This window comes from Methylobacterium sp. AC690 (assembly GCF_979256535.1).
In genome coordinates, this window is sequence record NZ_CEEDOX010000034.1 from 1 (window position 1) to 26,168 (window position 26,168).

The 26,168-nt window shown below is 73.6% G+C and carries 19 protein-coding genes; 11 read left to right on the top strand and 8 right to left on the bottom strand.

Annotated elements, in window-relative coordinates:
* Positions 1 to 155 precede the first annotated feature (155 nt).
* On the bottom strand, positions 156 to 284 hold the full coding sequence (locus AC0IY1_RS24470) for a hypothetical protein (protein WP_274533541.1): 129 nt from the start codon (positions 282 to 284) through the stop codon (positions 156 to 158).
* Positions 285 to 747: 463 nt separating this feature from the next.
* Here AC0IY1_RS24470 and rocF point away from each other — a divergent pair, with 463 nt between their 5' ends.
* A complete protein-coding gene (rocF, locus tag AC0IY1_RS24475) occupies positions 748 to 1,677 on the top strand; it encodes an arginase (RefSeq protein ID WP_471773122.1) in 930 nt (309 codons plus the stop codon).
* A gap of 206 nt (positions 1,678 to 1,883) precedes the next feature.
* Here rocF and AC0IY1_RS24480 read toward each other — a convergent pair whose 3' ends face one another.
* Positions 1,884 to 2,342, bottom strand: coding sequence for a hypothetical protein (locus tag AC0IY1_RS24480; RefSeq protein ID WP_471773125.1), 459 nt, complete (start codon positions 2,340 to 2,342; stop codon positions 1,884 to 1,886).
* 190 nt (positions 2,343 to 2,532) lie between these two features.
* Between AC0IY1_RS24480 and AC0IY1_RS24485 the strand changes: the two genes are divergently transcribed.
* On the top strand, positions 2,533 to 2,676 hold the full coding sequence (locus tag AC0IY1_RS24485) for a hypothetical protein (RefSeq protein ID WP_471773128.1): 144 nt from the start codon (positions 2,533 to 2,535) through the stop codon (positions 2,674 to 2,676).
* Positions 2,677 to 2,781: 105 nt separating this feature from the next.
* Here AC0IY1_RS24485 and AC0IY1_RS24490 read toward each other — a convergent pair whose 3' ends face one another.
* Positions 2,782 to 3,798: a PAS domain-containing protein gene (locus tag AC0IY1_RS24490; protein WP_471773131.1), complete on the bottom strand. Its 1,017-nt coding sequence runs from the start codon at positions 3,796 to 3,798 to the stop codon at positions 2,782 to 2,784.
* A 249-nt stretch (positions 3,799 to 4,047) separates the two neighbouring features.
* Between AC0IY1_RS24490 and putA the strand changes: the two genes are divergently transcribed.
* The 4 genes from putA (at position 4,048) to AC0IY1_RS24510 (ending at position 14,457) form a co-directional block, all read left to right on the top strand.
* A complete protein-coding gene (gene putA / locus AC0IY1_RS24495) occupies positions 4,048 to 7,755 on the top strand; it encodes a bifunctional proline dehydrogenase/L-glutamate gamma-semialdehyde dehydrogenase PutA (RefSeq protein WP_471773132.1) in 3,708 nt (1,235 codons plus the stop codon).
* Positions 7,756 to 7,909: 154 nt separating this feature from the next.
* On the top strand, positions 7,910 to 9,160 hold the full coding sequence (locus tag AC0IY1_RS24500; protein ID WP_471773134.1) for a metallophosphoesterase family protein: 1,251 nt from the start codon (positions 7,910 to 7,912) through the stop codon (positions 9,158 to 9,160).
* Positions 9,161 to 9,219: 59 nt separating this feature from the next.
* The gene (locus AC0IY1_RS24505) at positions 9,220 to 12,672 is read left to right on the top strand and encodes an AAA family ATPase (RefSeq protein WP_471773137.1); all 3,453 of its coding nucleotides are present in this window, start codon (positions 9,220 to 9,222) and stop codon (positions 12,670 to 12,672) included.
* 555 nt (positions 12,673 to 13,227) lie between these two features.
* The gene (locus tag AC0IY1_RS24510; RefSeq protein WP_471773139.1) at positions 13,228 to 14,457 is read left to right on the top strand and encodes a GGDEF domain-containing protein; all 1,230 of its coding nucleotides are present in this window, start codon (positions 13,228 to 13,230) and stop codon (positions 14,455 to 14,457) included.
* 98 nt (positions 14,458 to 14,555) lie between these two features.
* On the opposite strand, the gene AC0IY1_RS24515 is transcribed toward AC0IY1_RS24510, so the two are convergent.
* Both AC0IY1_RS24515 and AC0IY1_RS24520 read right to left on the bottom strand, forming a co-directional pair.
* Entirely contained in the window at positions 14,556 to 15,680 is a 1,125-nt protein-coding gene (locus AC0IY1_RS24515; RefSeq protein ID WP_471773142.1) for a hypothetical protein, read from the bottom strand.
* A 70-nt stretch (positions 15,681 to 15,750) separates the two neighbouring features.
* The gene (locus AC0IY1_RS24520) at positions 15,751 to 16,659 is read right to left on the bottom strand and encodes a LysR family transcriptional regulator (protein WP_055953909.1); all 909 of its coding nucleotides are present in this window, start codon (positions 16,657 to 16,659) and stop codon (positions 15,751 to 15,753) included.
* A 126-nt stretch (positions 16,660 to 16,785) separates the two neighbouring features.
* On the opposite strand from AC0IY1_RS24520, the gene AC0IY1_RS24525 reads away from it, so the two are divergent.
* The 5 genes from AC0IY1_RS24525 (at position 16,786) to AC0IY1_RS24545 (ending at position 21,294) form a co-directional block, all read left to right on the top strand.
* Positions 16,786 to 17,745 carry an ABC transporter substrate-binding protein gene (locus AC0IY1_RS24525; protein WP_471773145.1) on the top strand — a complete coding sequence of 320 codons (960 nt, stop codon included), beginning with the start codon at positions 16,786 to 16,788 and terminating at the stop codon, positions 17,743 to 17,745.
* Positions 17,742 to 18,593, top strand: coding sequence for an ABC transporter permease (locus AC0IY1_RS24530; RefSeq protein WP_471773148.1), 852 nt, complete (start codon positions 17,742 to 17,744; stop codon positions 18,591 to 18,593). The genes AC0IY1_RS24525 and AC0IY1_RS24530 overlap by 4 nt, the downstream gene beginning before the upstream one ends.
* 38 nt (positions 18,594 to 18,631) lie before the next feature.
* The gene (locus AC0IY1_RS24535; RefSeq protein WP_103712051.1) at positions 18,632 to 19,411 is read left to right on the top strand and encodes an ABC transporter ATP-binding protein; all 780 of its coding nucleotides are present in this window, start codon (positions 18,632 to 18,634) and stop codon (positions 19,409 to 19,411) included.
* A 106-nt stretch (positions 19,412 to 19,517) separates the two neighbouring features.
* Positions 19,518 to 20,435, top strand: coding sequence for a polysaccharide deacetylase family protein (locus AC0IY1_RS24540; RefSeq protein ID WP_055953898.1), 918 nt, complete (start codon positions 19,518 to 19,520; stop codon positions 20,433 to 20,435).
* Complete coding sequence (locus AC0IY1_RS24545; protein ID WP_471773151.1) at positions 20,425 to 21,294, top strand: alpha/beta hydrolase fold domain-containing protein; 870 nt, start codon at positions 20,425 to 20,427, stop codon at positions 21,292 to 21,294. The genes AC0IY1_RS24540 and AC0IY1_RS24545 overlap by 11 nt, the downstream gene beginning before the upstream one ends.
* 248 nt (positions 21,295 to 21,542) lie before the next feature.
* Here AC0IY1_RS24545 and AC0IY1_RS24550 read toward each other — a convergent pair whose 3' ends face one another.
* From AC0IY1_RS24550 to AC0IY1_RS24560, 3 genes are all read right to left on the bottom strand, one after another.
* Positions 21,543 to 21,764: a DUF6894 family protein gene (locus AC0IY1_RS24550; RefSeq protein WP_055953892.1), complete on the bottom strand. Its 222-nt coding sequence runs from the start codon at positions 21,762 to 21,764 to the stop codon at positions 21,543 to 21,545.
* Between the two features lie 594 nt (positions 21,765 to 22,358).
* Positions 22,359 to 23,708, bottom strand: a complete 1,350-nt coding sequence (locus AC0IY1_RS24555) for an HlyD family type I secretion periplasmic adaptor subunit (protein WP_471773152.1) — start codon at positions 23,706 to 23,708, stop codon at positions 22,359 to 22,361.
* A complete protein-coding gene (locus AC0IY1_RS24560) occupies positions 23,708 to 25,462 on the bottom strand; it encodes a type I secretion system permease/ATPase (protein WP_055953886.1) in 1,755 nt (584 codons plus the stop codon). Before AC0IY1_RS24560 ends, AC0IY1_RS24555 begins: the two co-directional genes overlap by 1 nt.
* Positions 25,463 to 26,168 lie beyond the last annotated feature (706 nt).

Sequence of the window (26,168 nt, forward strand, 5' to 3'; positions counted from 1 at the left end):
GGGCTGGCAAGGGGGCCGGCAGGGGGATCGGAAAGGCTGCCGGCAAGGAGTCTGGCAAGGGTGCCGGCAACGGTGTCGGCAAGGCCGCGGGGCGGCCGCGCCGGAGGGTGGCCGGTCGCGGCACCGGCTGAGCGGGCGCCGGCGGGGGGCCGGATTCAGGTGGCGGCGGGACGGCCGCGCAGGAGGCCGCCGAAGCTGTGGAACGGCAGCCAGAGGAGCTTCAGGAACGCCCGGATCGTCAGGACGGCGGCGACGGTGAAGAGCGCCAGCAGCGTTTTGATCATAGGAGAGACTCCTTGTGCGGGGTCGTGGCCGCTGCGTGATCCAGGGCCTCGACCCGCCCCAGTGGGCTCGGAGAAACGGGCGGGATTATGGACGCGCCGCCGAAATTCGGGACTCATCGGCGAGGCTGTCATCCGTTCCGCCGACCGTGCCGGTGGCCGAGGAACGGCGGCACGCTGCGGCCGGACTGGTTAACAAAACATGGAGGCCGGGATTCCGAGCCCCGCACGGGGCAGCGGAGACCTGCGGCGTCCCGCCCGGAACAAGCGTCATGGGGATCGCCTATCCTTCGACGGCAGGCCTTCCGCCCGGCAGGCCCTCCGCCCAGCAGTCCCTTCCGCCCGGCAGAGTTTCAGCACGGCAAGCCGGATCACGCCGGCCCCGGCACGGGCCTGGCAAGATCCCGTCGGCGACACGGCCCCGCGAGGGGGCCGTGCCACCGGCGCTGCGGAGCGAGACCCGACCATGACGAACCGACGCTGCATCCTACTCGGCGCCCGCGTGCAGGAGGGCGCCGGCCGTCTCGGCTGCGACATGGGGCCGAGCGCCTACCGGGCCGCGGGCCTCGCCGAGACCCTCGGGGGCCTCGGCCTGGCCATCGTCGATGCGGGCGACCTCGCGCCGGCCGTCGCCGTGGAGCGGGCCCATCCCAACGGGGCCCTGCGCCACCTCGGCGCCTTCGCGGCCTGGACCGAGGCCCTGGCCGAGGCCGCCTACCGGCACAGCGCCGAGGGCATCCCGATCTTCCTCGGCGGCGATCACAGCCTGTCGGCCGGCACCCTGTCGGGGCTCGGGCGCCGGGCGGCGCAGGAGGGCCGGCCCCTGTTCGTGCTCTGGCTGGATGCGCACGCGGATTTCCACACCCTCGACACCACCACGAGCGGCAATCTCCACGGCGTTCCCCTCGCCTACGCCACCGGCCGGCGCGGCTTTTCCGGCTACCTGCCGGCCCCCGCCGCCCCGATCGACCCGCGCAACGTCTGCCTGATGGGCACCCGCAGCCTCGACCCGGCGGAGCGCGGGGCGGTGCTCGAGGCCGGCGTGCTCATCCACGACATGCGCAGCATCGACGAGGCCGGCGTCGTCGCGCCCCTGCGGGCGTTCCTCGGGCAGGTCGCCGCGGCCGGCGGGCGGCTGCATGTCAGCCTCGACGTGGATTTCCTGGACCCCGACATCGCGCCGGGCGTCGGCACCACGGTGCCGGGGGGCGCGACCTTCCGGGAGGCGCACCTGATCATGGAGATGCTGCACGATTCGCGCCTCGTCGGCAGCCTCGACCTCGTCGAGCTCAACCCGTTCCTCGACGAGCGCGGACGGACGGCCCTCCTCATGGTGGATCTCGCCGCCAGCCTGATGGGCCGGACCGTGCTCGACCGGCCGACGCAGAGCTACTGAGGCGTCCCGCCGGGGGGCGAGGCGGAGACCGCCGCCGCTGTGCCGCCCACGTCCCAGCCTCGCCACCCGATCCGCCGATCGGGTCCGCCAGGGTGCCCCTTCGGCACCGTCTCATCGGGCATCGGACGCCTGGGATCGGTGCGTCCCGATCCAAAGATGCTTTCGGGTGCGGTTGTCAGGCCGCTTGCGGCCACGCGGCCGGCGCCTCAGTCGCCGGCACGGGGCGGACGCCGCTGCGCCCAGTCCCGGTCCCGGGTGGCCTGGGCCTCGCGGACCTCGCCGGACCAGTGCTCCCACTCGGGATCGGCGGCCTGCGGGCGCCGCTGCGCACGCGCCGCCGCCTTCTTGCGCCGCGCCGCGTCCGCCGCCTTCTGCCGCTGCACCTCCTCCACCGTCACCGGCTCCGGGGCGGGCCTGGGCGTCGCCCAGGCGTAGGTGCGCTCGGCGGGCCGGCGCGGCCGGTCGCGGTTCGGGGCGGGGCCCGGGCCGGCTTCCGGGCGACGGGCATCCACCAGGGCGACCGCGTCGGCGAGGCTGAGGCCGGCGGCGGCGGCCACCCGCGTCGCGGCGGCGCGTCCGGCCGCGCGCTCGCCGGGCGTGGCCCCGCGCTCCATCAGCGCTCGACACTTCGCGAACCGGTCGCGATCCAGGATCCCTGCAGCCATGGCCCACCCTACGGCCAAAGGCGACGGCGCGCCCCGGTCGCGCGCGACCGTCCACAGCGCGGCCGGGTGCGCCTCAGCACCGCGAAACCTGCTGGATCGGTCCATGGAGGATCCGGGCCCAGGCCCGTAGCCATCGCAGGTGACGCTCCGATCCCCACCCGCCGATCCCATCCCGGCCGAGGAGATTCCGATGATTGCCGCAGGTCCGTTTCGCTGGCTCCTGACCCTCGTCGCGATGATTTCGCCCTTCGCCGCTGTGACCTGCAGTGCCGCCGACCGGAGCGGCCTCCAGCCGGAAGCCGACACCCGCGTGGTGTATCGCCACTTCCTGTAGACCCAGACCGGTAGACGCCTGCCGCAGGTCCCCGTTGCCGGGGCTTGTCCCCCTTGCAGAAGCTTGTCCCCCCTTGCAGGGGCTTGGGCGGGGCCGGGACGGCGTTCAGGCCGCGCCGGGCTTCCCGACGACGATGGTGGACCCTTCGACCAGCGAGAACAGGATCCCGGCCGCGCGCAGCGCAGCGATGGCCCGGTGCCGGCTGGACGGGACGAGGGCTTCCCCGCCTCCCTCCAGGCGCCGGATGGTCGAGAACGACAGCCCGCTGGCCCGGGACAGGTCGGCCATGGACCAGTCCAGCAGGGCGCGCGCCGCGCGGATGTGATGCCCTTCGAGGCGCTGCTCCAGCCCCTCCAGCATCGGGCCGGAGGCACGCACCGGCAATCCGGCCGGGCCGATGTAATTGGTCCAGTGTTCGAGCGTGCCCTGCCCATCCAGGACCGGGATCATGACCATGCGGTACGGGACGGTCTCGCCGTTGGCCAGGGTCAGGGTCGGCATCGTGTGCACGATCCGGTGCGTCTGGTAGCATTCGCGTCCGTAGTCGCGCCAGTGGCGCCGCTCGGTCGCGACGACGGGCCGTGTCGGTTCGTCGAGCAACTCGGCCTCGGGAAGCCCCACCAGCTCCAGCCACTCCGGCGAGAAGGTTCGGAAGGGGTAGATCGCCGTGGTCGAGGTGAAGGCCCGCACCTTCTCGAAGATGGCGCGCTCGCGTCGCCGCTGCGCCGCATGGGCCCGGGCCAGGGCCTCCCGGTCGCTGACATCGATGAGCACCCCGTGGGCCCGCAGGGGCCGGCCCGTGGGCGAGACGATGATCTCGCCGCGGCTCATGACGGTGCGCAGGGTCGAGTCCGGCCTCAGGATCCGGAAGGTCTGCTCCGTCAGGAGTCCGGCGTGTTGAATCGAGGCGGGACTCATCGTCGACGGGCGATCCGCCGGGTGGATCAGGCTGTGGAGGAGGCGGTAGTCGGCCCGGACGGTGCCGCTCGGCACGCCCAGGATGCGGAAGAGCCCCGGCGACCAGGCATGCTCGTTCTCGGCGAATCCCCAGCTCCAGGATCCCGTCAGGCCGAAGCCTTCGAGCAGGCGCAGGGTCTCGACGGAGGCGAAGGGGGGAACCATGCGGTCTCGGGAACGAACGTCCAGGCGGAGGCCGATCGCTCGGCCCGGCGAGAAACTTACGGACCTTGCTTTGGAGTGTCCAGTTGACGCGATGGCTCTACTGGCCTGTTCGCGCCGTCTATGCTTGAATAAGTCTAGGGACAGGCCTCGGCGCGTCCCCCCCCCGCGGGCGGGGCCTCGACGCGCGCGGCGTCGCGTCCCATCCTTCCCGGCCGAGGCGGCGTCTCCGCCCGAGACCGTGAGCCCGCGATGCGCCCTGCCGATCCGGCACCGTCGTCAGCCCGCCCCTTCGGTGCCTTCCTGGAGCCGCGCGCCGCGCCGACGCCCCTGCGTCGCCGCCTGACCGCGGAGACCTGCGCGCCGGAGCCCGAGCGCGTCGCCGCCTGCCTGGAGGCGGTGACGACGGATCCCGGGGCCGCGGCGGTCACCGCGCGCCTCGTGCACGACCTCGTCGGGCGCCTGCGCGCCCAGGGCCCGGTGGGCGGCGTCCAGGGCCTGCTGCGGGAATACAGCCTGTCGACGGAGGAGGGCGTGGCCCTGATGTGCCTCGCCGAGGCGCTGCTGCGCATTCCCGATCCGGAGACCCGCGACGCCCTGATCCGCGACACGATCGGACAGGGGGACTGGGCGGCCCATCTCGGGCACAGCCCCTCGCGCTTCGTCAACGCGGCCACCTGGGGGCTGGTGCTCGCCGGGCGCCTCGCCCCCGCCGCGGAGCGCCGCGCGGCCGGACTGTCCGGCACCCTCGCCCGGGTCGTCGCCCGGGGCGGCGAGCCCCTGGTCCGCGCGGGCGTCAACCAGGCCATGCGGCGCATGGGCGGCCAGTACGTCACCGGCGAGACCATCGCGCAGGCCCTGCGCCAGGCCCGCCCCCAGGAGGCGCGCGGCTTCACCCACTCCTTCGACATGCTCGGCGAGGCGGCGATGAATGCGGCCGATGCCGCGCGCTACACGGCCGACTACACGCACGCCATCCACGCCATCGGGGCGGCCTCGGCGGGGCGCGGCCCCTTCGCCGGCCCCGGCATCTCGATCAAGCTCTCGGCCCTGCACCCGCGCTACGTCCGCGCCCAGCGGGACCGCGTGATGGCCGAGCTCCTGCCCCGCGTCGCCGCCCTGGCACGCCTCGCCCGCCGCGACGACATCGGCCTCAACATCGACGCCGAGGAGGCCGATCGCCTCGACCTCTCCCTCGACATCCTGGAGGCCCTCTGCGCCGACCCGGACCTCGCCGGCTGGAACGGCCTCGGCTTCGTGGTGCAGGCCTACCAGAAGCGGGCGCTGACGCTGACCGCGGTCCTCGTCGACCTCGCGCGCCGCTCCGGGCGCCGCCTCATGGTCCGCCTCGTCAAGGGCGCCTACTGGGACACCGAGATCAAGCGGGCGCAGGTGGCGGGCCTGGAGGACTTCCCCGTCTTCACCCGCAAGGTCCACACCGACCTGTCGTACCGCGCCTGCGCGGAGCGGATGCTCGCCGCCCCCGAGGCGATCTTCCCGCAATTCGCCACCCACAACGCCCAGACCCTGGCCGCCCTCCACACCCTGGCGGGGCCCGACTTCCATCTCGGGCGCTACGAGTTCCAGTGCCTGCACGGCATGGGCGAGGCCCTCTACGACGCGGTGGTGGGACCGAACGGCCTCGACCGCCCCTGCCGGATCTACGCGCCGGTGGGGACCCACGAGACGCTGCTGGCCTACCTGGTGCGCCGCCTCCTCGAGAACGGCGCCAATTCCTCCTTCGTCAATCGCGTCACGGATGCGCGCGTGGCCGCGGCCGAGCTCGCCGCCGACCCGGTCGCGGTGGTGCGGGCCACGCAGCCCGTCGGCGCCCCCCACCCGGCGATCCGGAAGCCCCGCGACCTCTTCCCCGACCGGGTCGCGGCGGCCGGCCTCGACCTGTCCGACGAGCAGGGGCTGGCCGACCTCGCCGACTGCCTGGCGGCGGAGGGCGCGCGTCTCTGGCGGGCGGTGCCGATGCTGGCCGAGGCCGAGCGCACCGGGCCGGCCCGGGACATCCGCAACCCGGCCGACCGGGCGGACCGCGTCGGCACCGTGGTGGAGGCCGGAGCGGATCTCGTGGGGGAAGCCCTGGCCCAGGCCGGAACCGGCGCCGCCGCCTGGGCCGCGCGGCCGGGCGCGGCGCGGGCGGCGATCCTGGAGGCGGCGGCCGCGGCGCTGAGCGCGCGTCAGCCCGCGCTGATCGGCCTCCTGATCCGCGAGGCCGGCAAGTCGGCCGCCAACGCCCTGGCGGAGGTGCGGGAGGCGGTGGACTTCCTGCGCTACTATGCCGGCGCGGTCCGGGACGTCACCGCCGCCACGCACCGGCCCCTCGGGGTCGTCGCCTGCATCAGCCCGTGGAACTTTCCCCTGGCGATCGTCACCGGGCAGGTGGCCGCGGCGCTCGCCGCCGGCAACGGCGTCGTGGCCAAGCCCGCCGAGGAGACCCCGCTGGTCGCCGCCGAGGCGGTGCGGATCCTGCGCGCGGCCGGGGTGCCGGCCGGCGCCCTCCAGCTCCTGCCCGGCGGTGGCGGGACCGGGGCCGCCCTCGTCGCCGATCCGCGCGTGAACGGCGTCCTGTTCACCGGCTCCACGGCGGTCGCGGCGGGCATCCAGGCGATCCTCGCCCGGCGCCTGAACCCGGATGGCCACCCCGTGCCCCTGGTGGCCGAGACCGGGGGGCTGAACGCCCTGGTGGTCGATTCCTCGGCCCTGACCGAGCAGGTGGTGGCCGACACCCTGGTCTCGGCCTTCGATTCCGCCGGCCAGCGCTGCTCGGCCCTGCGCCTGCTGGCGCTGCAGGCGGAGATCGCCGACCGGACCCTGGCCATGCTGACGGGGGCGCTCGCCGAGTGGCGGGTCGGCAACCCGGACCGGCTGGTCACCGATATCGGCCCGGTGATCGGCGCCGAGGCGCGCGACGCCATCGAGGCCCACGTCGCCGCGATGCGCGCCGCCGGATATCCCGTGCATCGGGCGCCCCTGCCGGGATCCTGCGATCGGGGCACCTTCGTCGCCCCGACCGTGATCGAGATCCCGTCCGTCGCCGCCCTCACCCGCGAGGTCTTCGGCCCGGTGCTGCACGTGGTGCGCTTCGAGCGCGCCGCCTTCGCGGCGACGGTCGCGGCCATCGACGCCACCGGCTACGGCCTCACCTTCGGCATCCAGACCCGCCTCGACACCGCGATCACCCGGGCCTGCGCCCAGAGCGCGGCGGGCAACCTCTACGTCAACCGCACCCTCGTCGGGGCCGTGGTCGGGGTGCAGCCCTTCGGCGGGCACGGCCTGTCCGGCACCGGCCCCAAGGCCGGCGGCCCGCTCATGCTGCGGCGCCTCCTCGCCGCCGCCCCGGCCGGGACCGGCCTCCCGCCCGGGCCTCCCGCCCCGGCGGCCCTGGCCTGGGCCCGATGGCTGCGCGATCAGGGCCGGCCCGGGGAGGCCGCGGCCGCGGAGGCGCTGATCGCCGGCAGCCCCGTGGGCGGCGGGCTCCTGCTGCCGGGACCCGTGGGCGAGGAGAACCGCTACGGCCTGCATCCGCGCGGCACCATCCTGTGCCGGGCGACAACCGGGACCGGCCTCGCGGCCCAGATCGGCGCGGCGCTCGCCACCGGCAACCGCGTCGTTCTCGGTCCCACCGCAGCGGCCCGGACGCTCCTCGCCGCCCTCTCCCGACCCTTCCTCCGACCCTTGCCGCCCGCCCTGGACGGGGTCATCCGGGCGGCCGATCCGGAGACCGCTGCCGACGCGGTCCTGTGGGAGGGCGAGGCCGAGGCCCTGACGGCCTTCGCCGCGGCCCTGGCCGCCCGTCCCGGGCCCCTGGTGGCCATCCTGCGGCCCCGCCCCGATCCGGCCGCCGGCACCGAGGCCTATCCGGTCGAGGGCCTCGTCCGCGAACGCGTGGTCAGCCTCAACACGGCGGCCGCCGGCGGCAATGCCAGCCTGATGACCCTCGACGGGTGAGGGCCGCTGGCGCGACCCGGACCGAAAGCCTTGGGATCGCAAGGACTTGTGGGCGGATCCGAACGCCCACGTTGCAATCGGGCGCCAAACCCGCGACCCTGGTGCCCGCATCCTCCTGCCTCGGACGCCTCTCAGGGCCCCTCATCCGCACAGCATGTCCGCGTTCACCTTCATCCACGCCGCCGATCTGCATCTCGGCAGCCCGCTCAGCGGCCTCGCCCTCAAGGACCCCGACATCGCCCGGCGCTTCGCCTCGGCGGGGCGCCGGGCCTTCGAGGATCTCGTCACCCTGGCGATCGAGCGGGGCGTCGCCTTCCTGATCGTGGCCGGCGACGTCTATGACGGCGACTGGTCCGACAACACCATCGGGCTGTTCTTCGCCCGGCAGGTCGCCCGCCTCGACCGGGCCGGCATCCCCGTCATCCTGGTGCGCGGCAACCACGACGCCGAGAGCGTCATCACCCGATCGATCACCCTGCCGGACTCGGTGCGCAGCTTCCCGACGACCCGGGCGGAGACCCACCGCCTCGCGGACGTCCGGGTGGCGCTGCACGGCCGCAGCTTCCCCAACCGGGCGGTGGAGGAGAACTACGCCCTCACCTATCCGCCCGCCCTGCCGGGCTGGTTCAACATCGGCATCCTGCACACCTCCTGCACCGGCCACGCGGCCCACGCCACCTACGCCCCCTGCTCGGTGGCCGACCTGGCGGGGCGGGGCTACGCCTACTGGGCGCTCGGCCACGTGCACGAGTATGCCGAACTCGCCCGCGACCCCTGGATCGTGTTTCCCGGGAACCTCCAGGGGCGCAGCATCCGGGAGCCCGGCCAGAAGGGCGCCGTCGCGGTGTCCGTCGCCGACGGGCGGGTGCAGGGCGTCGAGCGCCTCATCGTCGACCAGGCCCGCTTCCAGCCGGTCGAGGTCGATCTCGCCGGCGTGCCGGACGAGCGCGCGGCGGTCGCCCTGGTCGAGGCGGCCCTGCGCCCCCTGGCGGAGGCCGCCGCGGCGCGCCTCATCGCCGTGCGGGTGCGCCTGCGGGGGGAGACCCCCGCCCATGACCGCCTGGCGGCCGACCGCGAGGGGCTCAGTGCCGAGATCCAGGCCGCCGCCCACCGCATCCACGAGGATATCTGGCTGGAGCGCCTGAAGATCGAGACCGCCCGTCCGCGCCGGCCCGTCGCCGAGGCCCGCCCCGACGCCTTCGCGGCCATCGACCCCGCCACGCTGCTGGCGGCGGTGGATCACGAGCCGGAATTCCGCGCCCGCGCCCGGGCGGCCCTGGCCGAGATCGCCGCCAAGATGCCGGCCGGCCTCGCCGCCGAGGACGACCTCGCCGCCGACCTCGAGGCCCTCTGCGCGGAGGCGGAGGCGGTGATCCTCGGCCGCCTCTCCGGGCGGACCTGCTAGGGCCCGAACCCGCCGTCGTCCGCCCCGAGCGTCAGACCCGCCTTCCCCCCAAGGTTCCAATGCGTCTCCTCTCCCTCGTCCTCGAACGCTACGGCCCCTTCACGGACCGCACCGTCACGTTCCGCGAGGATGCGCGCCTGCACGTGGTGCTGGGCGCCAACGAGGCCGGCAAGAGTTCGGCGCTCAGCGCCGTCACGGACCTGCTGTTCGGCATCGAGACCCGGACCCGCTACGACTTCCTGCACGACATGCCGCAGATGCGGATCGGCGCCGAGATCCGCGCCGCGGACGGGCGCCGCCTCGGCTTCCGGCGGCGCAAGGGCAACCGGAACACCCTCGTGGACGCCGCCGACGCGGCCCTGCCGGAGGATGCCCTGGCGCCCTTCCTCGGCGGATTGTCCCGCGAGGTGTTCTGCCGCGCCTTCGGCCTCGACGCCCGCGCCCTGCGGGCGGGGGCGGCCGAGATGATGGATGCCGAGGGCGAGGTCGGCGCCAGCCTGTTCGCGGCGGCCTCGGGCCTGCGCGGCTACAGCGGCCTCCAGGCCGAGCTCGAGACCGAGGCCGCCGGCATCTTCATGCCGCGTGCCGCCCAGAGCCGGACGTTCTACCAGGCGCTTCAGCGCTACGACGAGGCCCGCAAGGCGATCCGTGCCGGGGAGCTGCGGGCGGGCGATTGGCGCGACCTCAACGGCGAGATCGAGGGCGCCGGGGCGACCCTCGTCGCCCTCAAGGCGGAGCGCGCGCGCATCGCCGCCGAGCAGGCCCGGCTCACCCGCCTGCGCCGGGTCGGCCCGCTTCTCCAGGCCATCGATGCGGCCGCCGCCCGCGCCGAGGCCGAGCCCGACCTGATCGCGGTGCCGGAGGCCTGGATCGATCGCCTCGGCCAGGCCCTGACCGTCCGGCGCACCACGGCGGAGGCCGCGGCCCGCACCCAGGCCGCCGCCGCGGAGGCCACCCTGGCCCTGGAGCAGGTGCCGGTGGAGGAGGGCGTGCTCGCCCGGGCCGACGAGATCCTGGAGGCGTTCCGCGGCACCGACCGCTTCGACAAGGGCGGCATCGACCTGCCCCGCATTCAGGGCGAGGCCGATGCCTTCGCGCGCGAACTCGCCCAGCTCGCGGCCCGGATCGGCCTTCCGGATGCCGAGGCCCTGCGCGCCCGCCAGCCCTCCGATGCGGCCCGCACCCGCATCGAGGGCCTGATCCGCGCCGGCCGCGAGGACGCTGCCACGATCGCCCGCCTGCGCCAGGACCTCGCCGCCCGGGAGGCCGAGCGGGACCGCCTCGCCGCCGCCACGGCGGGCGCGGGCGCCCTCGCCGATCCGGCTCCGCTGCGGACCGACCTGAAGGCCTTCGCGGGCCTGCGCCGCGACCTCGACCGGCGCGACGACCTCGACGCCGCCCTCACCCGCGAGGCGGCCTCGATCCGGACCCAGGCCGGCCGTCTCAGTCCCCCGATCCCGGATCTCGACGCCTACGCCGCCGGGCGCCCGCCCTCGGCCGAGGCGGTGGCGCGCTACCGGCGCACCCTCGACGGGGCGCTGCGCGAGCGCGACCGGGCGGCCGACCGCCTGGCGGCGGCGCAGGCGGCGGTGGCGCAGCGCCGCGCCCGCCTGGAGGCCCGCGCCGCCGGCCGGCCGATCCCGAGCCTGGCGGACCTCCTGGCCCTGCGCACCCGTCGCGACGCCCTCCTGGCCGAACTGCCCGGGGGCGCCCCCGACGTCCTCGCCCGCTTCGGCGCGGCCCTCGCCGCCGCCGACCGGGCGGCCGACGACCTCGTGAGCGACGCCGCCCGGGTGGCCGAGCAGGGCGCCGACACCCGCAGCCTCGCGGCCGAGCAGACCGAGGCCGCCGCGGCGCACGAGGCCCTCGCCGCCTGCGAAGCGCGGCTGGCCGAGGGCGCCGCGGCGTGGCGGGCCGCCTGGGCTCCGTGCGGGATCGAGCCCGCCGCCCCGGCCGAGATGGCCGCCTGGCTCACGGAGGTCGAGACCCTCCAGGATTCCGCGCAAGGGCTGGAGACCACCCGGCTGGAGCAGGCGCGCATGGCCGCCCGGGTCGAGGCCTGCCGGGCGCCCCTGGCCGATCTCAGCCGACGGGCCGGCCTGCCCGACCTCGACGGCCTCGATCTCGGCCGGATGCTCGTCCGCCTCGAGGACCGGGTCGGCGAACTCGCCCTGCGCTGGGAAGCGGTGCGCGAGGCCAAGACCCGGGCCGAGACCGCCGCCGAGCAGATCGCCCGCACGGCGGCGGCCCTCGCCGAGGCCCTGGCCCGCGAAGCCGCCTGGCGCACGGCCTGGGGGCCCGCTCTCGCCGATCTCGGCCTGGCCGCCGGGGCCACGCCGGACGAGGCCGAGGCGGCGCTGGCCGCCTGGCGGGCGGTGCCGGCGGCCCTGTCCGAGCGCGACAATCGCCTCGGCCGGGTCAACGGCATTGCGCGCGACATCGCGGTCTATCGCGAGGGCGTGGCGCACCTGACCGCGGCGGTGGCGCCCGATCTCGCCGCCCTGCCCCCCACCGCCGCCATGAAGGCGCTGCACACCCGCCTGCAGGACGCCCTCCGGGGCGAGACCCGCCGGGCGGAGCTGGCGCGCCAGCGCGATGCCGCCGAGGCGGCGCGGATGCAGGCGGCCCGGGCGGCGCAGGCCGCGGCTGCCGACCTGACCGCGCTCATGGCCGAGGGGCCGGCGGCCGGGCTGCCCCCCGGCACCGACCCGGAGGCGCTCCACGGGCGCCTCACCGACCGGCGGGCCTGCCAGGCCGAACTGGCCGAGCGCCGCGCCGAGCTGGCCCGGGCGGCCGACGGCCTCGCCGAGGCGGATCTCCGAGGAGACCTCGCCGCCCTCACCGGCGACGACATCGAGGGATCGCTCGCCAACCTGGCGGCGGAGGCGGAGGACCTGGATCAGCGCGGACAGCGCGCCTTCGCCGACCGCGATCGGCACGAGCGCCGTCGCGTCGAGCTGGAGGGCGGCATCGGGGCCGAGCTGGCGCTCGCCCAGCGCAAGGCGGCGGAGGCCGAACTCCAGGCCAATGCCCGGCACTGGGCGGTGCTGAAGCTCGCGAGCCTGATGCTCGGCACCGCCATCGGCCGCCATCGGGCCGGCCAGCAGGACCCGCTGCTCACCCGGTCCGGCGCCCTGTTCGGGGGCCTGACCGGAGGCGCCTTCGCGGGCCTCGCCCAGGATTACGACGCCGCCGACACCCCCCGCCTCGCGGGACGCCGGGCCTCGGGCGAACTCGTGCCCGTGGAGGGGCTGAGCGAGGGCACCCGCGACCAGCTCTACCTCGCCCTGCGCCTGGCCTACCTGGAGGACTACGCCGCCCGCGCCGAGCCCGCCCCCTTCATCGGCGACGACCTGTTCCTCACCTTCGATGACGCCCGCACCGCCCACGGTCTCGAGGCCCTGGCGGCGGTGGGCGACACGATCCAGCCGATCCTGTTCACCCACCACCGCCACGTGGCGGACCTGGCCCGGGCGCGCCTGGGGGATGCGGTGGACGTGCTCGACCTGTAGGGGCGCCGCGCCGCCGCGGGTGCGGCTCGCTCAGAACCGACCGCCGAGGCCCGCGTCCACGCGCAGGCCGGCGATGGCGGAGGACTGACGCGGCACGAAGACGGACGGCCCCCGCGGCATTCCTGCCCCCGTCGCGGCCGAGGTGACCCGTGAAGCCGGCCTGGGGCTGGGCAGCGATCCGCGCGTGGAACCCGACTTCCCCTGCGTCGGGGATCGCGAGGGGCATGGTCGCGGCGACCGCGAGCGCCGAGCCATGTCGCGCGCGGCGCAACCCGGCCGCGGGTCCGGCCCGGACAACGCGGGGGATCGCCTGAATACACCCTTAAGCATGCCGCATGCTGTGCCTTTGAACTTGCTCAAAGACAGCCTTATAAGCCTGGCTCGATAGGAATATATTTGCTTTCAAAGTATAGATCAATGATTGTAACAGACGGTTTTCGTCGAGAACTCAGTGCGCGTTCGGATCTGTTGAAATGACGCGTTCCAGGTGTGCGCCCGCCGACGCCGCGATTGCCTCGAAGATGATGCTGCCGTGCGTGGAGATGGAGCCCTGCGATGCTTGATCTCCATACGCTTCACTTTGCAAGTGCCGCCAGCCGGTGCGCCTACGTCGTCGTCTTTCTCGTCACGGCCCTCACGCAGCGGCAGCAGACCTTTCTCTGGCAATGGATGGGCGCCATGGGGACGTCGATGGTGGGATCGCTCATCATGATGCAGGTCCCTTCGGCCGCCCCGCCGGTCTGGATCGCGGTGATCGTCTATGGGCTCTATGCCGCGAGTCTGGTCCTGTGCTGGACCGGCCTGCGCAGCTTCTTCGGCCGCCCCGTGCGGATCGATCTCGGGATCTGTCTCACGGTCCTCCCGGGGCTCCTCTATCCCCTGCTGCTCGCGGCCGGTGTCGCCCACCGCCTGGCGCTCGCGGCCGTGTTCCTCTGCTGCCTCGGGGTCGCCCTCCTGGCCGCCTACGAGACCGTTCGCCTCTCGCCGGGCGTCGAACGCCTGTGGTCGCAATCCATCGTGACCGTGGCGTTCGGATCCTACGCGCTGGTCTTCGTCGCCTCGATCGGAATCCTCGTCGCCACCGACTGGCCGATGGCCTCGGCGGAGACCGCCCGCAGCTCCATGATCCTGGATCAGGTCATCGGGGTCTTCGCCTATTTCGGCTACATGGCGATGGCCGCCGAGCGCGCCAACCGGACGCTCCTGCACCTGGCCGAGACGGATTCGCTCACGGGGCTCTCCAACCGCCGCGGCCTGCAGAAGCTGCTGCGCCTCCGCCTTCCGGCCCCGGGCCGGCAGCCGCTGGGCGCGGTCCTGATCCTGGACCTCGACCACTTCAAGTCCATCAACGACCGCTACGGCCACGCGGGCGGGGACGCCGTCCTGGCGACGTTCGCGGCCCGCCTGACGGCAACGCTCCGGACCACGGACCTGGTCGCCCGCTGGGGCGGCGAGGAGTTCCTCGTCGTCCTTCCGGGCGCGGGTCCGCAGGAACTCCTGCCCGTGGCCGAACGCTTGCGGGCGGCCGTCGCGGAGGCGCCGTTTCCGCACCGGTCCGGGGCGCTGACGGTCACGGTGAGCATCGGAGCCGCCATGATGGGGCGGGACGCGGCGAGCTTCGAAGAGGCGACGCGGCAGGCCGACGCCGCCCTCTACCAGGCGAAGGCCCAGGGGCGGAACCGCGTCTGCTGCGAGCGGAAGCCTGCGCCGGCGCCCGGCCCGGTGGCGGGGGGCGCGGTGGGGCCGGCCCATGCCCCGGCGCAGGCCGATCTGCGCCTGGCCTAGGCGTCCCCCCGGCCTTGGCGTCCCGGACCTGCTCCGGCCGGACCGGCCTCGCGCGCCTGAACACGTCGAAGGGTCGCGCCTCCGAGCCGACGATTCCGTCACTTCCCGGCCGCGTTCCGCAGGCTCGGGGGCCTGGGCCGGCGCCAGATCGCGCGGCCGAGGAGCAGTCCGAGGCGTCGGCAGAAGAGGGCCAGACCCAGGCACCAGGCCAGCCCCGCCAGCAGGGCGCTGGCCAGGGCCGTGAGGCCGGCACCGAGGGCCAGGGCGCCGCGGCCGAGAAGCGCCAGGGTGGCGCGGGTGCGGGGGCCGAGGCGCTCGCTGAGGCGGACCGCGCGGGTGACGTCGCCCGGGTCGCGGGCGAGGCCGAGCACCTGCATCACCCCGCGCTGGCCGGTGCGGCGGCCGAGGACGAGGGACTCGCCGGCGAGGGTCGTCAGGCGCGCCACCGTGCCGGGACGGATGGCGAGGCTCGCGGCCGTCCGGGCGCCGGCGAGGTCGAGGCGGGCGGAGGCGCCGACCGCGCGGGCCAGGGCCTCTCCGTCGAGGCCCGCCCGCACGGTGCGCCCGAGGCTCGACGCCAGGGCGGGCGAGAGCCGGCCGCCGCGCCGGGCCGCCTTGAGCACGGTCATGCCCGCGCGCGGGGCCGCCCCCGCCCCGGCCGCCCAGGTGGCGGCGGTGAGGGGCAGGCCGACCAGGGCCATGCCGAGGAGGAGCGGGTCGTAGGGCTCGGCGCGGGCGTAGCGCCCGCCCTCGCGCAGAAGGTCGCGCAGGTCGCCGAGCCCGGTCACGTCGGCCGCGAGGGTGCCGGCGAGGCCCGCCGCCCCCTCCGCGGTGCCCGAGACTGCCCCGGCCGCGAAGTCCCGGGCGGCACGGCCCATCCGGCCCTGCGCCAGGGCCTCCACGCGGGCCCGGCGGGTCGGATCGACGGGCAGGCCGCGCGTCTCGGCCAGCGCCAGGAAACTCAGGGCCAGGTCCTCGTCCTCCGCCGCGACCGCGGCATCGAGCCCCGCCTCCAGGCGCTCCGGCGTGGCCGCGCGCTCCAGGCGGATCTCCGCCAGGGCGCCGGGATCCTCGGCCGCCGCGAGGAGGCGGCCCGCGAGGTAGGCGGGTGCGAGGACCGGTGCCGCCGCGATCGCCAGGGTCGCGCCGCCGGCCAGGAGGCCGATCCAGCCCGCGGCCGCGGAGAACCGGGCCGCACCGTCGCGCAGGCGCATCCGTGTCATGTCCGAATCCGTTCCGGTGGTCCGGACGAGATGGGGACGCGGCCGAGGACGCGCATCCCGGCCCCCGCCGTCAGCCTGCCTCGACGCCATAGCGCTGATGCAGGCTGCTGGCGAAGCGGTCGGCGAACTTCGCCGTCGCCACCGGTAGGGTGCGACCGCGCAGCTGCGCCAGGATCAGCGCCATCGGGGCGAGGTCGCGCGTGTCGATGGGGCGCGAGCGCAGGCGCGGATCGTCGGGGATGCCGCTCGGGACCTGCAGGCTGACCGCGTCCTCGCGCAGGACGAGGTTGCGCAGGAATTCCAGCGAGCTCGATTCGATGACGGCGTTCACCGGCGCCCCCCGCCGGGCGAGGGCGTCGTCGAAATGGTGGCGAATGGCGAGGGAGCGGTCCGGCAGGGCCATCGGGTGGGCGAGGCAGTCGCGCAGGCGCACCGGGCCGGTCTCCGCGGCCAGCGGATGCTCGGCCCGCATCAGGGCGCACAGCGTCTGGCGGCAGGAGAACAGCACCTGCATGTCGGCGGATGGCGGCGGCTGCAGCACCAGGGCGAGGTCGGCCTCGAACTGGGCCAGCGCCGCCACCGCCTGGACATGGTCGCGGACCTGCACGGTGAAGGTCACCTGCGGGAATTGCGCCCGGTAGGCCTCGACCTCGTCCGGCACCACGTGGTTGACGAAGGCCTGGCTGCAGGCCAGCGCCACGTGGCCGCGCCGGACGCCGGACAGGTCGGCGATCTGCGAGCGCACCCGCTCCAGGTCGGCGCGCTGGTCGCGGATGTGGCGCACCAGCAATTCGCCGGCCGCGTTGAGGCGCATGCCCTGGGCCACCCGCTCGAAGATCGGCGTGCCGAGTTCGTATTCGAGATCCTGGATCTGCCGGGTCAGGGCGGAGGGCGTGATGTTGAGCCGCTCCGCCGCCCGGCGGATCGCCCCGTGGCGCGCCACTTCCGCCACGTAGGTGAGGATGCGTAGATGCTTCATCGTGCGGGTCCGCCGGTTCCGTCCCTGTTGCCCGAAGAGCAACGGGCCAGTCAAGAAACAGCACTCGCGTGCAACACGAGCCGGTTCTAGCTTCGAGCGAGAGAATCGCTGTCCGGAGCCCTGCTCATGATCCGCCGTCGCACCCTCCTGGCCGGCCTCGGCGCCGGCCTCCTGGCAGCGCCCCTCGGCCTTCCCCGCCCGGCCCGGGCCCAGGCCACCACCGTGATCCGGATGGGCTCCCTGAAGCTGATCCACTCGATCGCGCCGCATTTCTACGAGCAGTTCACCCCGGCGGGCTTCAAGGTCGAGGTCGTGCCCTTCGAGAGCCCCACCGAGTGCAAGAACGCGGTGGTGACGAAGTCGGTGGATTTCGGGACCTTCGGCATCGCGGCCGGCACCCTCGGGGCGGCGGCCGGCGAGCCCCTGGTCATCATCGCCTCGACCTGCAACCGCGGCATGGCGATCATCGCCAAGAAGGATGCGGGCATCGCCACGCTCAAGGACCTCAAGGGCAAGCGCGTCGCCCTCTGGCCCGGCTCGACCCAGGAGGTCTTCGCCCTGGAGCGCCTGCGCCAGGAGGGGATGAGCGTGAAGGACATCACGCCGGTGCGGATCTCGTTCTCGGAGATGCACATCGCCCTCGCGCGGGGCGACGTGGACGCCTATGTGGGCGCCGAGCCGGCACCGGGCGTGAGCCTGGCCAGCGGCGTCGGCAGCCTCGTCGAATATCCCTACGGGACCGAGATGGGCGCCCTTAACATGGTGTTCGGCGCCCATGCCGACACCACGGCGCAGCGGCCCGAGATCGTCCGCACGATGCTGGAGATCCACCGCAAGGCCACGGATTACGCGCAGGGCAACCGCGCGGCGATGATCGCCATGGCGGTGGCCAAGCTCGGGCAGAAGCGGGAGGCGCTGGAGCTCTCCGCCCCGAATGTCGAGCTGAAATGGAAGCTCGGCGCGACCGAGATCGCCCAGGCCAAGGTCTATGCCGACCGCATGCTGGCGCTGAAGCAGATCAAGCGCCTGCCCGATTTCGCGACCTTCATCGACACCCGCTTCGTCGATGCCATGAGGGACGCGTGAGCGCCGCGCCGGCCGCCGTCGCGGCGTCCGTGCCGGCGGCCCCGCCCCGCCCGCGTTTCGCATGGCCCTGGGGGCGCCTGCGGGAAGCGGCCCTGGCCCTGGCGATCCCCGCCGGGCTCGCCGTCGTCTGGCACCTCCTGACGACGGGGCGGCCCTACAGCCTGATCCCGCCGCCCGCGGAGGTCTGGACGGCGCTGGTCGATCTCGCCGTGGGGGGCATCAACGACGACGCCTTCAGCGCCACCCTGCTCACCCATCTGGGCGCCTCGCTGTCGCGGGTCTACGGCGGCTTCGGGCTGGCGGTGCTCTTCGCCCTGCCCCTCGGCCTCCTCATCGGCCGGGTGCCGCTGATGCGCCAGCTCCTCGACCCGACCTTCCAGATCCTGCGGCCCGTGCCCGTGACCGCCTGGCTGCCGCTGGCCATGATCCTGTTCGGCCTCGGGCCGCGCTCGGCCTACTTCCTCGTCTTCCTCGGGGCGTTCTACCCCATCCTGGTCAACACCATCTTCGGGGTGCGCTCGGTGGAGCCGCGCCTGTTCGAGGCGGCCAGCATGCTCGGCTGCCGGGGCTCGGCCCAGTTCGCCCGGGTGGTCCTGCCCGCCGCCCTGCCGTCGATCTTCACCGGCCTGCGCCTCGGCCTCGGCTTCGCCTGGGTCGTCATCGTGGTCGGCGAGATGACCGGCGTGCAGACGGGGCTCGGCGCCATCATCATGGAGGCGCGCCAGCTCTCGCGCACCGAGATCGTCATCTGCGGCATGATCGTCATCGGGGTCGCCGGCTTCCTGTCGGACCGGATCGTGATGGGGATCGGCCGCCGCCTCCTGGCCTGGAGCCCGTCCCATGGTTGAGGTGTTACGGGTTGAGGTGTCACGGGCTGAGGTGTTCCATGGCTGAACCCACCCTCCCGATCCTCGAGATCCGCGACGTCGGCAAGACCTTCGCGGTGCAGGGCCAGACGGTGACCGCCCTGAAGGGCGCCAACCTCACGGTGGCGCGCGGCGCGTTCGTGTGCCTGCTGGGCGCCTCGGGCTGCGGCAAGTCCACCCTGCTGCGCATCGCCGCCGGCTTCGAGGCGCCCTCCTCCGGCCAGGCCCTGATGTGGGGCCAGCCCATCGCGGGCCCCGATCCGTCGCGCGGCATGGTCTTCCAGGATTACGGCCTCTTTCCCTGGCTGAGCGTGCGCGACAACATCGGCTTCGGCCCGAAGTCCCGCGGGCGCCCCGCCGCCGAGATCCGCGACACGGTGGCCCGCTACATCGACCTCGTGGGCCTCGGCGCCTTCGCGGACGCGCATCCCCACCAGCTCTCAGGGGGCATGAAGCAGCGCGTCGCCATCGCCCGGGTGCTCGCCAACGAGGCCGAGGTGGTGCTGATGGACGAGCCCTTCGGGGCGCTGGACGCCATGACCCGCGAGCGCCTGCAGGACGAACTCCTCGAGCTCTGGAGCCGCACCGGCCTCACCGTGCTGTTCGTCACCCACGCCATCGAGGAGGCGATCTTCCTCGCCGACCGCGTCGTGGTGATGTCGCCGAGCCCCGGCCGGATCGACGCCGTCCACGACATCGCCCTGCCCCGTCGCCGCGACGTCTCGAGCCCGGCCTTCAACGACATCCGCCGCATGCTCTCGGCCCAGCTCCACAGCCACCACGGCCGCGTCGCCGCGTGAGGCCCTGAAGCCCGGCACGGGTCCCTCTTCCCCCTCGGGGGAAGGGGAACGGGGGGCGCATGTCGCCCTCTGAATTTCCAACCTCTGGTGCCGCGTCGAGCCCCCCATGACCGAACCGGACTTTTCCGATCCCCGCCGCCCCGAGCGCCGCCTCGCCTACCGGGCCGCCATCGACCGGCCGCGCCTCGTCCTGCCGGAGGGCAAGCACGTGGCGATCTGGCCGGTGGTGAATGTCGAGCACTGGCTCATCGACAACCCGATGCCGCGCCAGATCCTGGTGGCGCCGACCGGCGCGCCCCTGCTGCCCGACCTCGCCAACTGGGGCTGGCACGAATACGGGATGCGCGTCGGGTTCTGGCGCTTCCTCGCGGCCTTCCAGGCGCGCGGGATCCGCCCGACCCTGTCGATCAACGGCTCGGTCTGCGAGGCCTATCCCCGCGTGGCCCACGAAGCCCACGCCGCCGGCTGGGAGTTCATGGGGCACGGCTTCCACCAGGTCCCGACCCACCGCATCGCGGACGTGCCCGCGATGATCGCCCGGACCCTGGCGACGATCCGCGCCGTGACGGGGGCGAACCCGCGCGGCTGGCTCGGACCTGGCCTGACAGAGACCCTCGATACCCCGGACCACCTCGCCGCCGCCGGCCTCGACTATGTGGGCGACTGGGTGGTGGACGACCGGCCCAGCCGCATCGCCACCGCGACGCGCCCGCTCATCGCCCTGCCCTACTCGGTGGAGCTGAACGACATTCCCCTGCTGGCGATCCAGCATCACCGTGCCGACGAGTTCGTGGACCGGGCGCTGGCCCAGGTCGAGCGCCTCGCCGCGGAGGCGGCCGGCCACGGGCCGCTGGGCGGCGCCAAGGTGATGGGATTCGCCATCCACCCCTACATCACCGGCGTACCCCACCGCATCGGGCTGCTGGAACGGCTCCTCGACGCGCTCCTCGCCCGCGACGACGTCTGGTTCGCCCAGGGCGGCGAACTCGTGGATTGGTACCGGGGAACCGGCGATGCGGCTTGAGACCGACGGGACGCCCCCGATCGACTGGCGGGACCTCGACCGCGCGGCCTTGAGCCGGGCCTACGACAATTCGGGGGCGGTCGCCGACAGCGCCGCCCGCCTCGCCGACTGGCGGCTGCGCAGCGCCGCGCTCCGGGCCCGCCCGGGTCACACCCTCGACCTTCCCTACGATCCGGGTCCGGCCCACGCTGCCGGTCCCCGGAATCGGATCGACCTGTTCGCCTGCGGCCGTGCCGGCGCCCCGCTCCTGGCCTTCATCCATGGCGGCTACTGGCAGCGCAACGCCAAGGAGGGCTTCGCCTGCCTGGCCGAGGGACCGCTCGCCCTCGGCCTCGACGTCGCCCTGATCGGCTACACCCTGGCGCCGGAGGCGTCGCTGACCCGGATCGCCGACGAGATCGGGGCGGCCCTGCGCGCTCTGCGGGCGCACGATGCGGCGGCAGGCCTGGGGCGCCGGCGCCTCGTGGTTTCCGGCTGGTCCGCGGGCGGGCACCTCGCTGCCCTGGCGCTGGACGGACCGGACGCCGATGCCGGCCTCGCGATCAGCGGGATCTACGATCTCGCGCCGATCCGCCGGACCTCCCTCGACGACGCGCTCCGGCTCACGCCCGGGGAGGTCGAGGCGCTGTCGCCGATCCGCCTCGCACCCCGCCGCGGCGTCCCCCTGGTGGTGGCTTACGGGGCCGACGAACTGCCTGAACTTCGGCGCCAGTCGCGGGCCTATGCCGCGGCACGCGCGGCTGAGCCGGAGACCCGCTGCGTCGCGCTCGACGGCGCGGATCATTTCTCGATCCTGGAGGCTCTGGCGCATCCGGACGGGCGCCTGGCCCGCATCGCCGCTGCGTTGGGCCATTCCTGAACTGTCCCGGATGTCGGCTCCCCACGCCCGTCACCCCGCTGCCCTCGGGCGCAGCCGCCCGGTGCCGTGACGGCGGACACGCCCCGACGGTCGGCCGGCCGGCCAATCCGTCGGCTCGTCTGGGTTCAGGGCAGGCCAGTTCGCGTGAGCCGCGGATCGCGAGACGCTCATCGAAAATTCATGGAAAGTTAATGCACGGCCCCGCCGATGCGGCATAGCTTCGGCTTCGGAGATGCATGCCGGTGCACTCACGCCTTCGGGACGACGGGGATGCGATGCAGGTCCCGCCCGTCCGCATCCCGGATCACGAGATCCCAGACACCCTCGACATGGACCAGTTCGCCGCTCCTGCGCAGTTCCTCGATGACCAGCGCGGCCTGGGCGATGGCCTCGGCGAGGTCGGCCGCTTCGGCGCCCCTCGGGTCGGGCATCGTGGTCCGGCCATCGGTGAGATCGAAATGGAAGCGCATCGGGGAAATGGCCCTCGGGACGCAGGGACGGGCATGGGCCGGTCGCCCCCGCCGGCCTGCCGCCCGTCCGCTCCAGGCCGGACGGGATCCAGGCCTCGGGGTGCGGGCGACGGGCCAGTCAAAGGAAGGCCGTAGCGTGCTTGGTCTCTGATGGTGTTGCTCAATCCCGGTTTACTTCAGGACGAATTAAGCGCCTCGTTCATCGAAGATGCAATTGGTGAACGGGATCTGCAATTGCGCTACAAGCAGGTATTGACAACCGATCGGGAATAATACTTTTTGTCTTTTGTGCACTGCAAAAATGCGTCGTAGCATTGAGGGGCGCCGACCGATGACTGGGTTCGACGGATACCATGCAGGTCCGGGACGCGAGGGGGCAGGAACCGAGACCCTGCCCGATGAGCGGGTCCTGGCGCTCCGCGCCCATATCCGGGCCGTCCTCCGAAGCCTGATGCCCGCGACCCAACCAGCCTGCTGATCCCCCGTTCAGGCGGGGCGGCCCGCGCGCATGCCGGGCAATCCGGTTTGGCGCGAGACAGATGTCCCGCGCCAAACCTTGCTTCTGGCGCCAAACCTTGCTTCTGGCGCCAAGCCTTACTTCTCGCGCCAAGCCTTGGCGATCTGGTCGGTGAGCGGCTTGGTGAGGTAGCTGAGCACCGAGCGGTTGCCGAGCTGCATGAAGGTCTCGACCGGCATGCCCGGGACGAGGCGGGCGGTGCCGAGGCGCTCCTTCTGGTCCTCCGGCACCCGGATGCGGGCGGTGTAGTAGCTCATCCCGGTCTTCGGATCGGAGGTGACGTCGGCCGAGACCCGGGACACCACCCCGTCGATCTCCGGCGTCGTGCGCTGGTTGAAGGCCGAGAAGCGCAGCACGGCGGCCTGGTCGAGGCGGACGTTGTCGATGTCCTGCGGCTGGATCTTCACCTCCACCGCGAGCTGGTCCGCCTCCGGCACGATCAGCATGGCGGGCTCGGAGGGCGTCACCAGGCCGCCGATCGTGTGCACCGTCATCTGGTGCACGGTGCCCGATTGCGGCGCGCGCATGTCGACGCGCTTGAGCTGGTCCTCGGCGGCGACGCGCTTCTCGACGTATTCCGACCACTTGCCCCGGATCTCGGCGAGATCCTTGCCGGTCTCGGTGCGCATGTCGCCGTCGATCTGAAGGATCTGCAGCTCGGTCTCGGCGATCTTGCCCCGGGCCGAGGCCGTCGAGGCGAGGAGCTGGCCGCGCTCGCCGTCGAGGCGCGCGGCGTCGCGCTCCAGGGCGTTGACCCGGGCGAGCGGCACCAGGTTCTTGGCGTAGAGCTCCCGCACGCCCTGCAGCTCGCCGGTGATGAAGCCGACCTCGCGGGCTTTGGCCGCGACCTGCTCCGTCAGGCCCTTGATCTCCTCGCGCAGCTGCTGGACGCGCTCGCGCAGCTGCGCCTTCTGGCCCTCGCGGCCGGCCACGCGGGACTTGAACAGCCGGGTCTCGCCCTCGATCAGGTGAGCCACCGAGGGGTCGCTGTCCTTGCGGGCCAGCAACTCGGGCGGGAAGGTGATGGTGGCGGCGCCGTCGCGCTCGGCTTCGTCGCGGGCGCGACGGGCGGAGAGCTCGTCCAGGGCCTTCAGGATGATGTCGAGGTTGGCCCGGGTCTGGGTCTCGTCGAGACGGATCAGGATATCGCCGGCCTTGACGTGCATGCCGTCGCGCACCCGCAGCTCGCCGACGACACCGCCGGTGGGGTGCTGCACCTTCTTCACGTCGGATTCGACCACGAGCTGACCCGGCGCGATCACGGCGCCGGAGATCTGGGTGAAGGTCGCCCAGCCGCCCACGCCCACCACCAGCACCGCCCCCAGGGCGACGCCGAGGGCGAGGTGGCGGCGGATCGAGCCCTGCGCGGCGGGACGCGGGGCCGTGAGGGCAGGATGCATGTCGATGGGGCTGAGGGCGACGGACATCAGGCACTCTCCTGCAGGGCGCCGGGGGCGGCCTGCGTGTCCACGGGGCGGGCCTCCACGGGGACCGAGGCCGGGCGCAGCACGCGCTTGAGGACCTCGTCCTTCGGTCCGAAGGCCTGGGCCCGGCCCTCCGCCATCATCAGGATGAGGTCGACCGCGCCCAGCGCCGACGGCCGGTGGGCGATGACGATGCAGACGCCGCCGCGGCGGCGGACTCCGATGATTGCCTGGGTCAGGGCGTTCTCGCCCTCGGCGTCGAGATTGGCGTTGGGCTCGTCGAGGATGACCAGGAAGGGGTTGCCATAGAGGGCCCGGGCCAGGCCGACGCGCTGGCGCTGGCCGGCGGACAGGCCGGCACCGCCCTCGCCGATGCGGGTGTCGTAGCCCTCCGACAGGCGCAGGATCAGCTCGTGCACGCCGGCCGCGCGGGCGGCGGCGATCACCGCCTCGGAGGGGGCCTGCGGATCGAAGCGGGCGATGTTCTCCGCCACCGTGCCGGCGAACAGCTCCACCTCCTGGGGCAGGAAGCCGATATGCGGACCGAGATCGTCGGCCGACCACTGGTCGAGGGCGGCGCCGTCGAGGCGCACCTTCCCGCGCACGGCCGGCCAGACCCCGACGAGGGCGCGCACCAGGCTCGACTTGCCCGAGGCCGAGGGGCCGATCACGCCGAGGCCCTGTCCGGCCTGGAGGGCGAAGCTCACGTCCTGGACCACGAGGCGGGGGGTTCCGGGCGGGGCGACGCTGATGCTCTCGACCTGAAGCGCACGGGAGGGGGCCGGCAGCGCGTGCGGCTGCGCGCCGGCGGGCATGCGGGCGAAGAGATCGGACAGGCGGGCCCAGGACTGGCGCGCCTGGACGAAGCCCTTCCAGTTGGCGATGGCGAGCTCCGCCGGGGCCAGGGCCCGGGCCACCAGGATCGAGGAGGCGATGATGATGCCGGCGGAGGCCAAGCCGTTGATCACGAGGTAGGCGCCCAGGGCCAGCACCCCGGACTGGAGAGCGGTGCGGAACACCTTGGACCCGGCGCCGTAGCCGCCGGCGATGTCGGAGGCGCGCTGCTGCGACTGCATGTAGTCGCGGTTGGCCAGGGCCCAGCGGGTGGCGAAGCGCCCCTGCATGCCCATGGCGGCCAGCACCTCGGCGTTGCGGCGGCCGGCCTCGGCCAGGCCGTTGCGGCGCAGGCCGTGGGCGGTGGCGGTCTGAGCCGGATGCCGGGTCGCCCGGTCGGTGAGGAGACCGAGGGTGGCGAGGACGGCGGCGCCCGCGAGGGCCGCGACGCCGATCAGGGGATGGAACAGGAAGCAGATCAGGAGATAGATCGGCATCCAGGGAAGATCGAAGAAGGCGGAGGGGCCCGAGCCGCCGAGGAAGGCGCGCAGCTGGTCGAGGTCGCGCAGGGGCAGGAGGCCGTCGCCGGGAGCGGCCCCCTTCAGGGGGGCACGCACCACGATGTCGAAGACCCGCCCGCTCAAGGATTCGTCCAGGGCGGCACCGATCCGGGCCAGGATGCGCGAGCGCAGGGCTTCGAGCAGTCCCTGGAAGATGTAGAGCACCAGGGCCAGGATGCAGAGGCCGATCAGGGTCGGCACCGACCGGCTCGGAATCACCCGGTCGTAGACCTCCAGCATGAAGAACGAGCCGGTGAGATAGAGCACGTTGACGAGCCCGCTCATGGCCGCCACGCCGATGAACGCTGTCCGGCACTGCGCCAGTGCCGAGGCCAGCTCGGCGGAATCCCGGGCCTGCGTCACGATCTGCTTCCTTCCCGGCGGCACCGGTGCGGCCCGCCCATCCCCACAACTGTATTTTGAGCGAGCCATTCAGTCGAAGCAAGTGTCCGCTGAAGCAAGTGCCTGCGCGCGGATGCCCGCGCATGCCCGCGCCTGACCCGTCAGGATTACGTCCGATGCCGAAGCGGAACGCGCTGCGAAGCCGGGGCGGACGGCCCCCTCGATCAGGCTGCCGCGCATTCCATAGGCATGCGGCAATCGTGTGAAGATGCGGTGAATGCGCCCTCCGCCGGGATTCTGGCCGAGCGCGGCAGGGATGGCGCAATCGGCCGTGGACAGACGCGGGCGGCCCCTCCCCCGGCGCGCGGGGCCGTGACACTGTGCGGGGAGCGCGTGAGGCCGGCGCGCCGCCGACCGCGGATCCTGCCCGACGGTCGCCGGCCCGCGGCCGTCGTAAAAATGTGATGTTGGGTGTTGACGGGCCCGAGCGGCGCCCGTATACCCCGGCTCATCGGCGCCCGCCAACGGGTTTGGCAGCGCACCGACGCTTCTACAGAGAGAATTTCGGATGGAGATCCGGCGAAGAGCTGGATGGCCAACTATTTTTGTCTGTTGCGAGTGCCGGGCCGGACGGTTTCCGTCGGGTGCCATGTTCTTTGACAAGTGAATCTGAGAAAGAGAAGCGTGGGCGGCGATTTGGCTCTTGCGGATCCTCTGTGAAGGGGAT

What these genes read in the sequence shown, in the direction of transcription:
- AC0IY1_RS24470 (WP_274533541.1), bottom strand. Translation starts at nt 284, where the DNA reads ATGATCAAAACGCTGCTGGCGCTCTTCACCGTCGCCGCCGTCCTGACG.
- rocF (WP_471773122.1), top strand. Translation starts at nt 748, where the DNA reads ATGACGAACCGACGCTGCATCCTACTCGGCGCCCGCGTGCAGGAGGGC.
- AC0IY1_RS24480 (WP_471773125.1), bottom strand. Translation starts at nt 2,342, where the DNA reads ATGGCTGCAGGGATCCTGGATCGCGACCGGTTCGCGAAGTGTCGAGCG.
- AC0IY1_RS24485 (WP_471773128.1), top strand. Translation starts at nt 2,533, where the DNA reads ATGATTGCCGCAGGTCCGTTTCGCTGGCTCCTGACCCTCGTCGCGATG.
- AC0IY1_RS24490 (WP_471773131.1), bottom strand. Translation starts at nt 3,798, where the DNA reads ATGGTTCCCCCCTTCGCCTCCGTCGAGACCCTGCGCCTGCTCGAAGGC.
- putA (WP_471773132.1), top strand. Translation starts at nt 4,048, where the DNA reads ATGCGCCCTGCCGATCCGGCACCGTCGTCAGCCCGCCCCTTCGGTGCC.
- AC0IY1_RS24500 (WP_471773134.1), top strand. Translation starts at nt 7,910, where the DNA reads ATGTCCGCGTTCACCTTCATCCACGCCGCCGATCTGCATCTCGGCAGC.
- AC0IY1_RS24505 (WP_471773137.1), top strand. Translation starts at nt 9,220, where the DNA reads ATGCGTCTCCTCTCCCTCGTCCTCGAACGCTACGGCCCCTTCACGGAC.
- AC0IY1_RS24510 (WP_471773139.1), top strand. Translation starts at nt 13,228, where the DNA reads ATGCTTGATCTCCATACGCTTCACTTTGCAAGTGCCGCCAGCCGGTGC.
- AC0IY1_RS24515 (WP_471773142.1), bottom strand. Translation starts at nt 15,680, where the DNA reads ATGACACGGATGCGCCTGCGCGACGGTGCGGCCCGGTTCTCCGCGGCC.
- AC0IY1_RS24520 (WP_055953909.1), bottom strand. Translation starts at nt 16,659, where the DNA reads ATGAAGCATCTACGCATCCTCACCTACGTGGCGGAAGTGGCGCGCCAC.
- AC0IY1_RS24525 (WP_471773145.1), top strand. Translation starts at nt 16,786, where the DNA reads ATGATCCGCCGTCGCACCCTCCTGGCCGGCCTCGGCGCCGGCCTCCTG.
- AC0IY1_RS24535 (WP_103712051.1), top strand. Translation starts at nt 18,632, where the DNA reads ATGGCTGAACCCACCCTCCCGATCCTCGAGATCCGCGACGTCGGCAAG.
- AC0IY1_RS24540 (WP_055953898.1), top strand. Translation starts at nt 19,518, where the DNA reads ATGACCGAACCGGACTTTTCCGATCCCCGCCGCCCCGAGCGCCGCCTC.
- AC0IY1_RS24545 (WP_471773151.1), top strand. Translation starts at nt 20,425, where the DNA reads ATGCGGCTTGAGACCGACGGGACGCCCCCGATCGACTGGCGGGACCTC.
- AC0IY1_RS24550 (WP_055953892.1), bottom strand. Translation starts at nt 21,764, where the DNA reads ATGCGCTTCCATTTCGATCTCACCGATGGCCGGACCACGATGCCCGAC.
- AC0IY1_RS24555 (WP_471773152.1), bottom strand. Translation starts at nt 23,708, where the DNA reads ATGTCCGTCGCCCTCAGCCCCATCGACATGCATCCTGCCCTCACGGCC.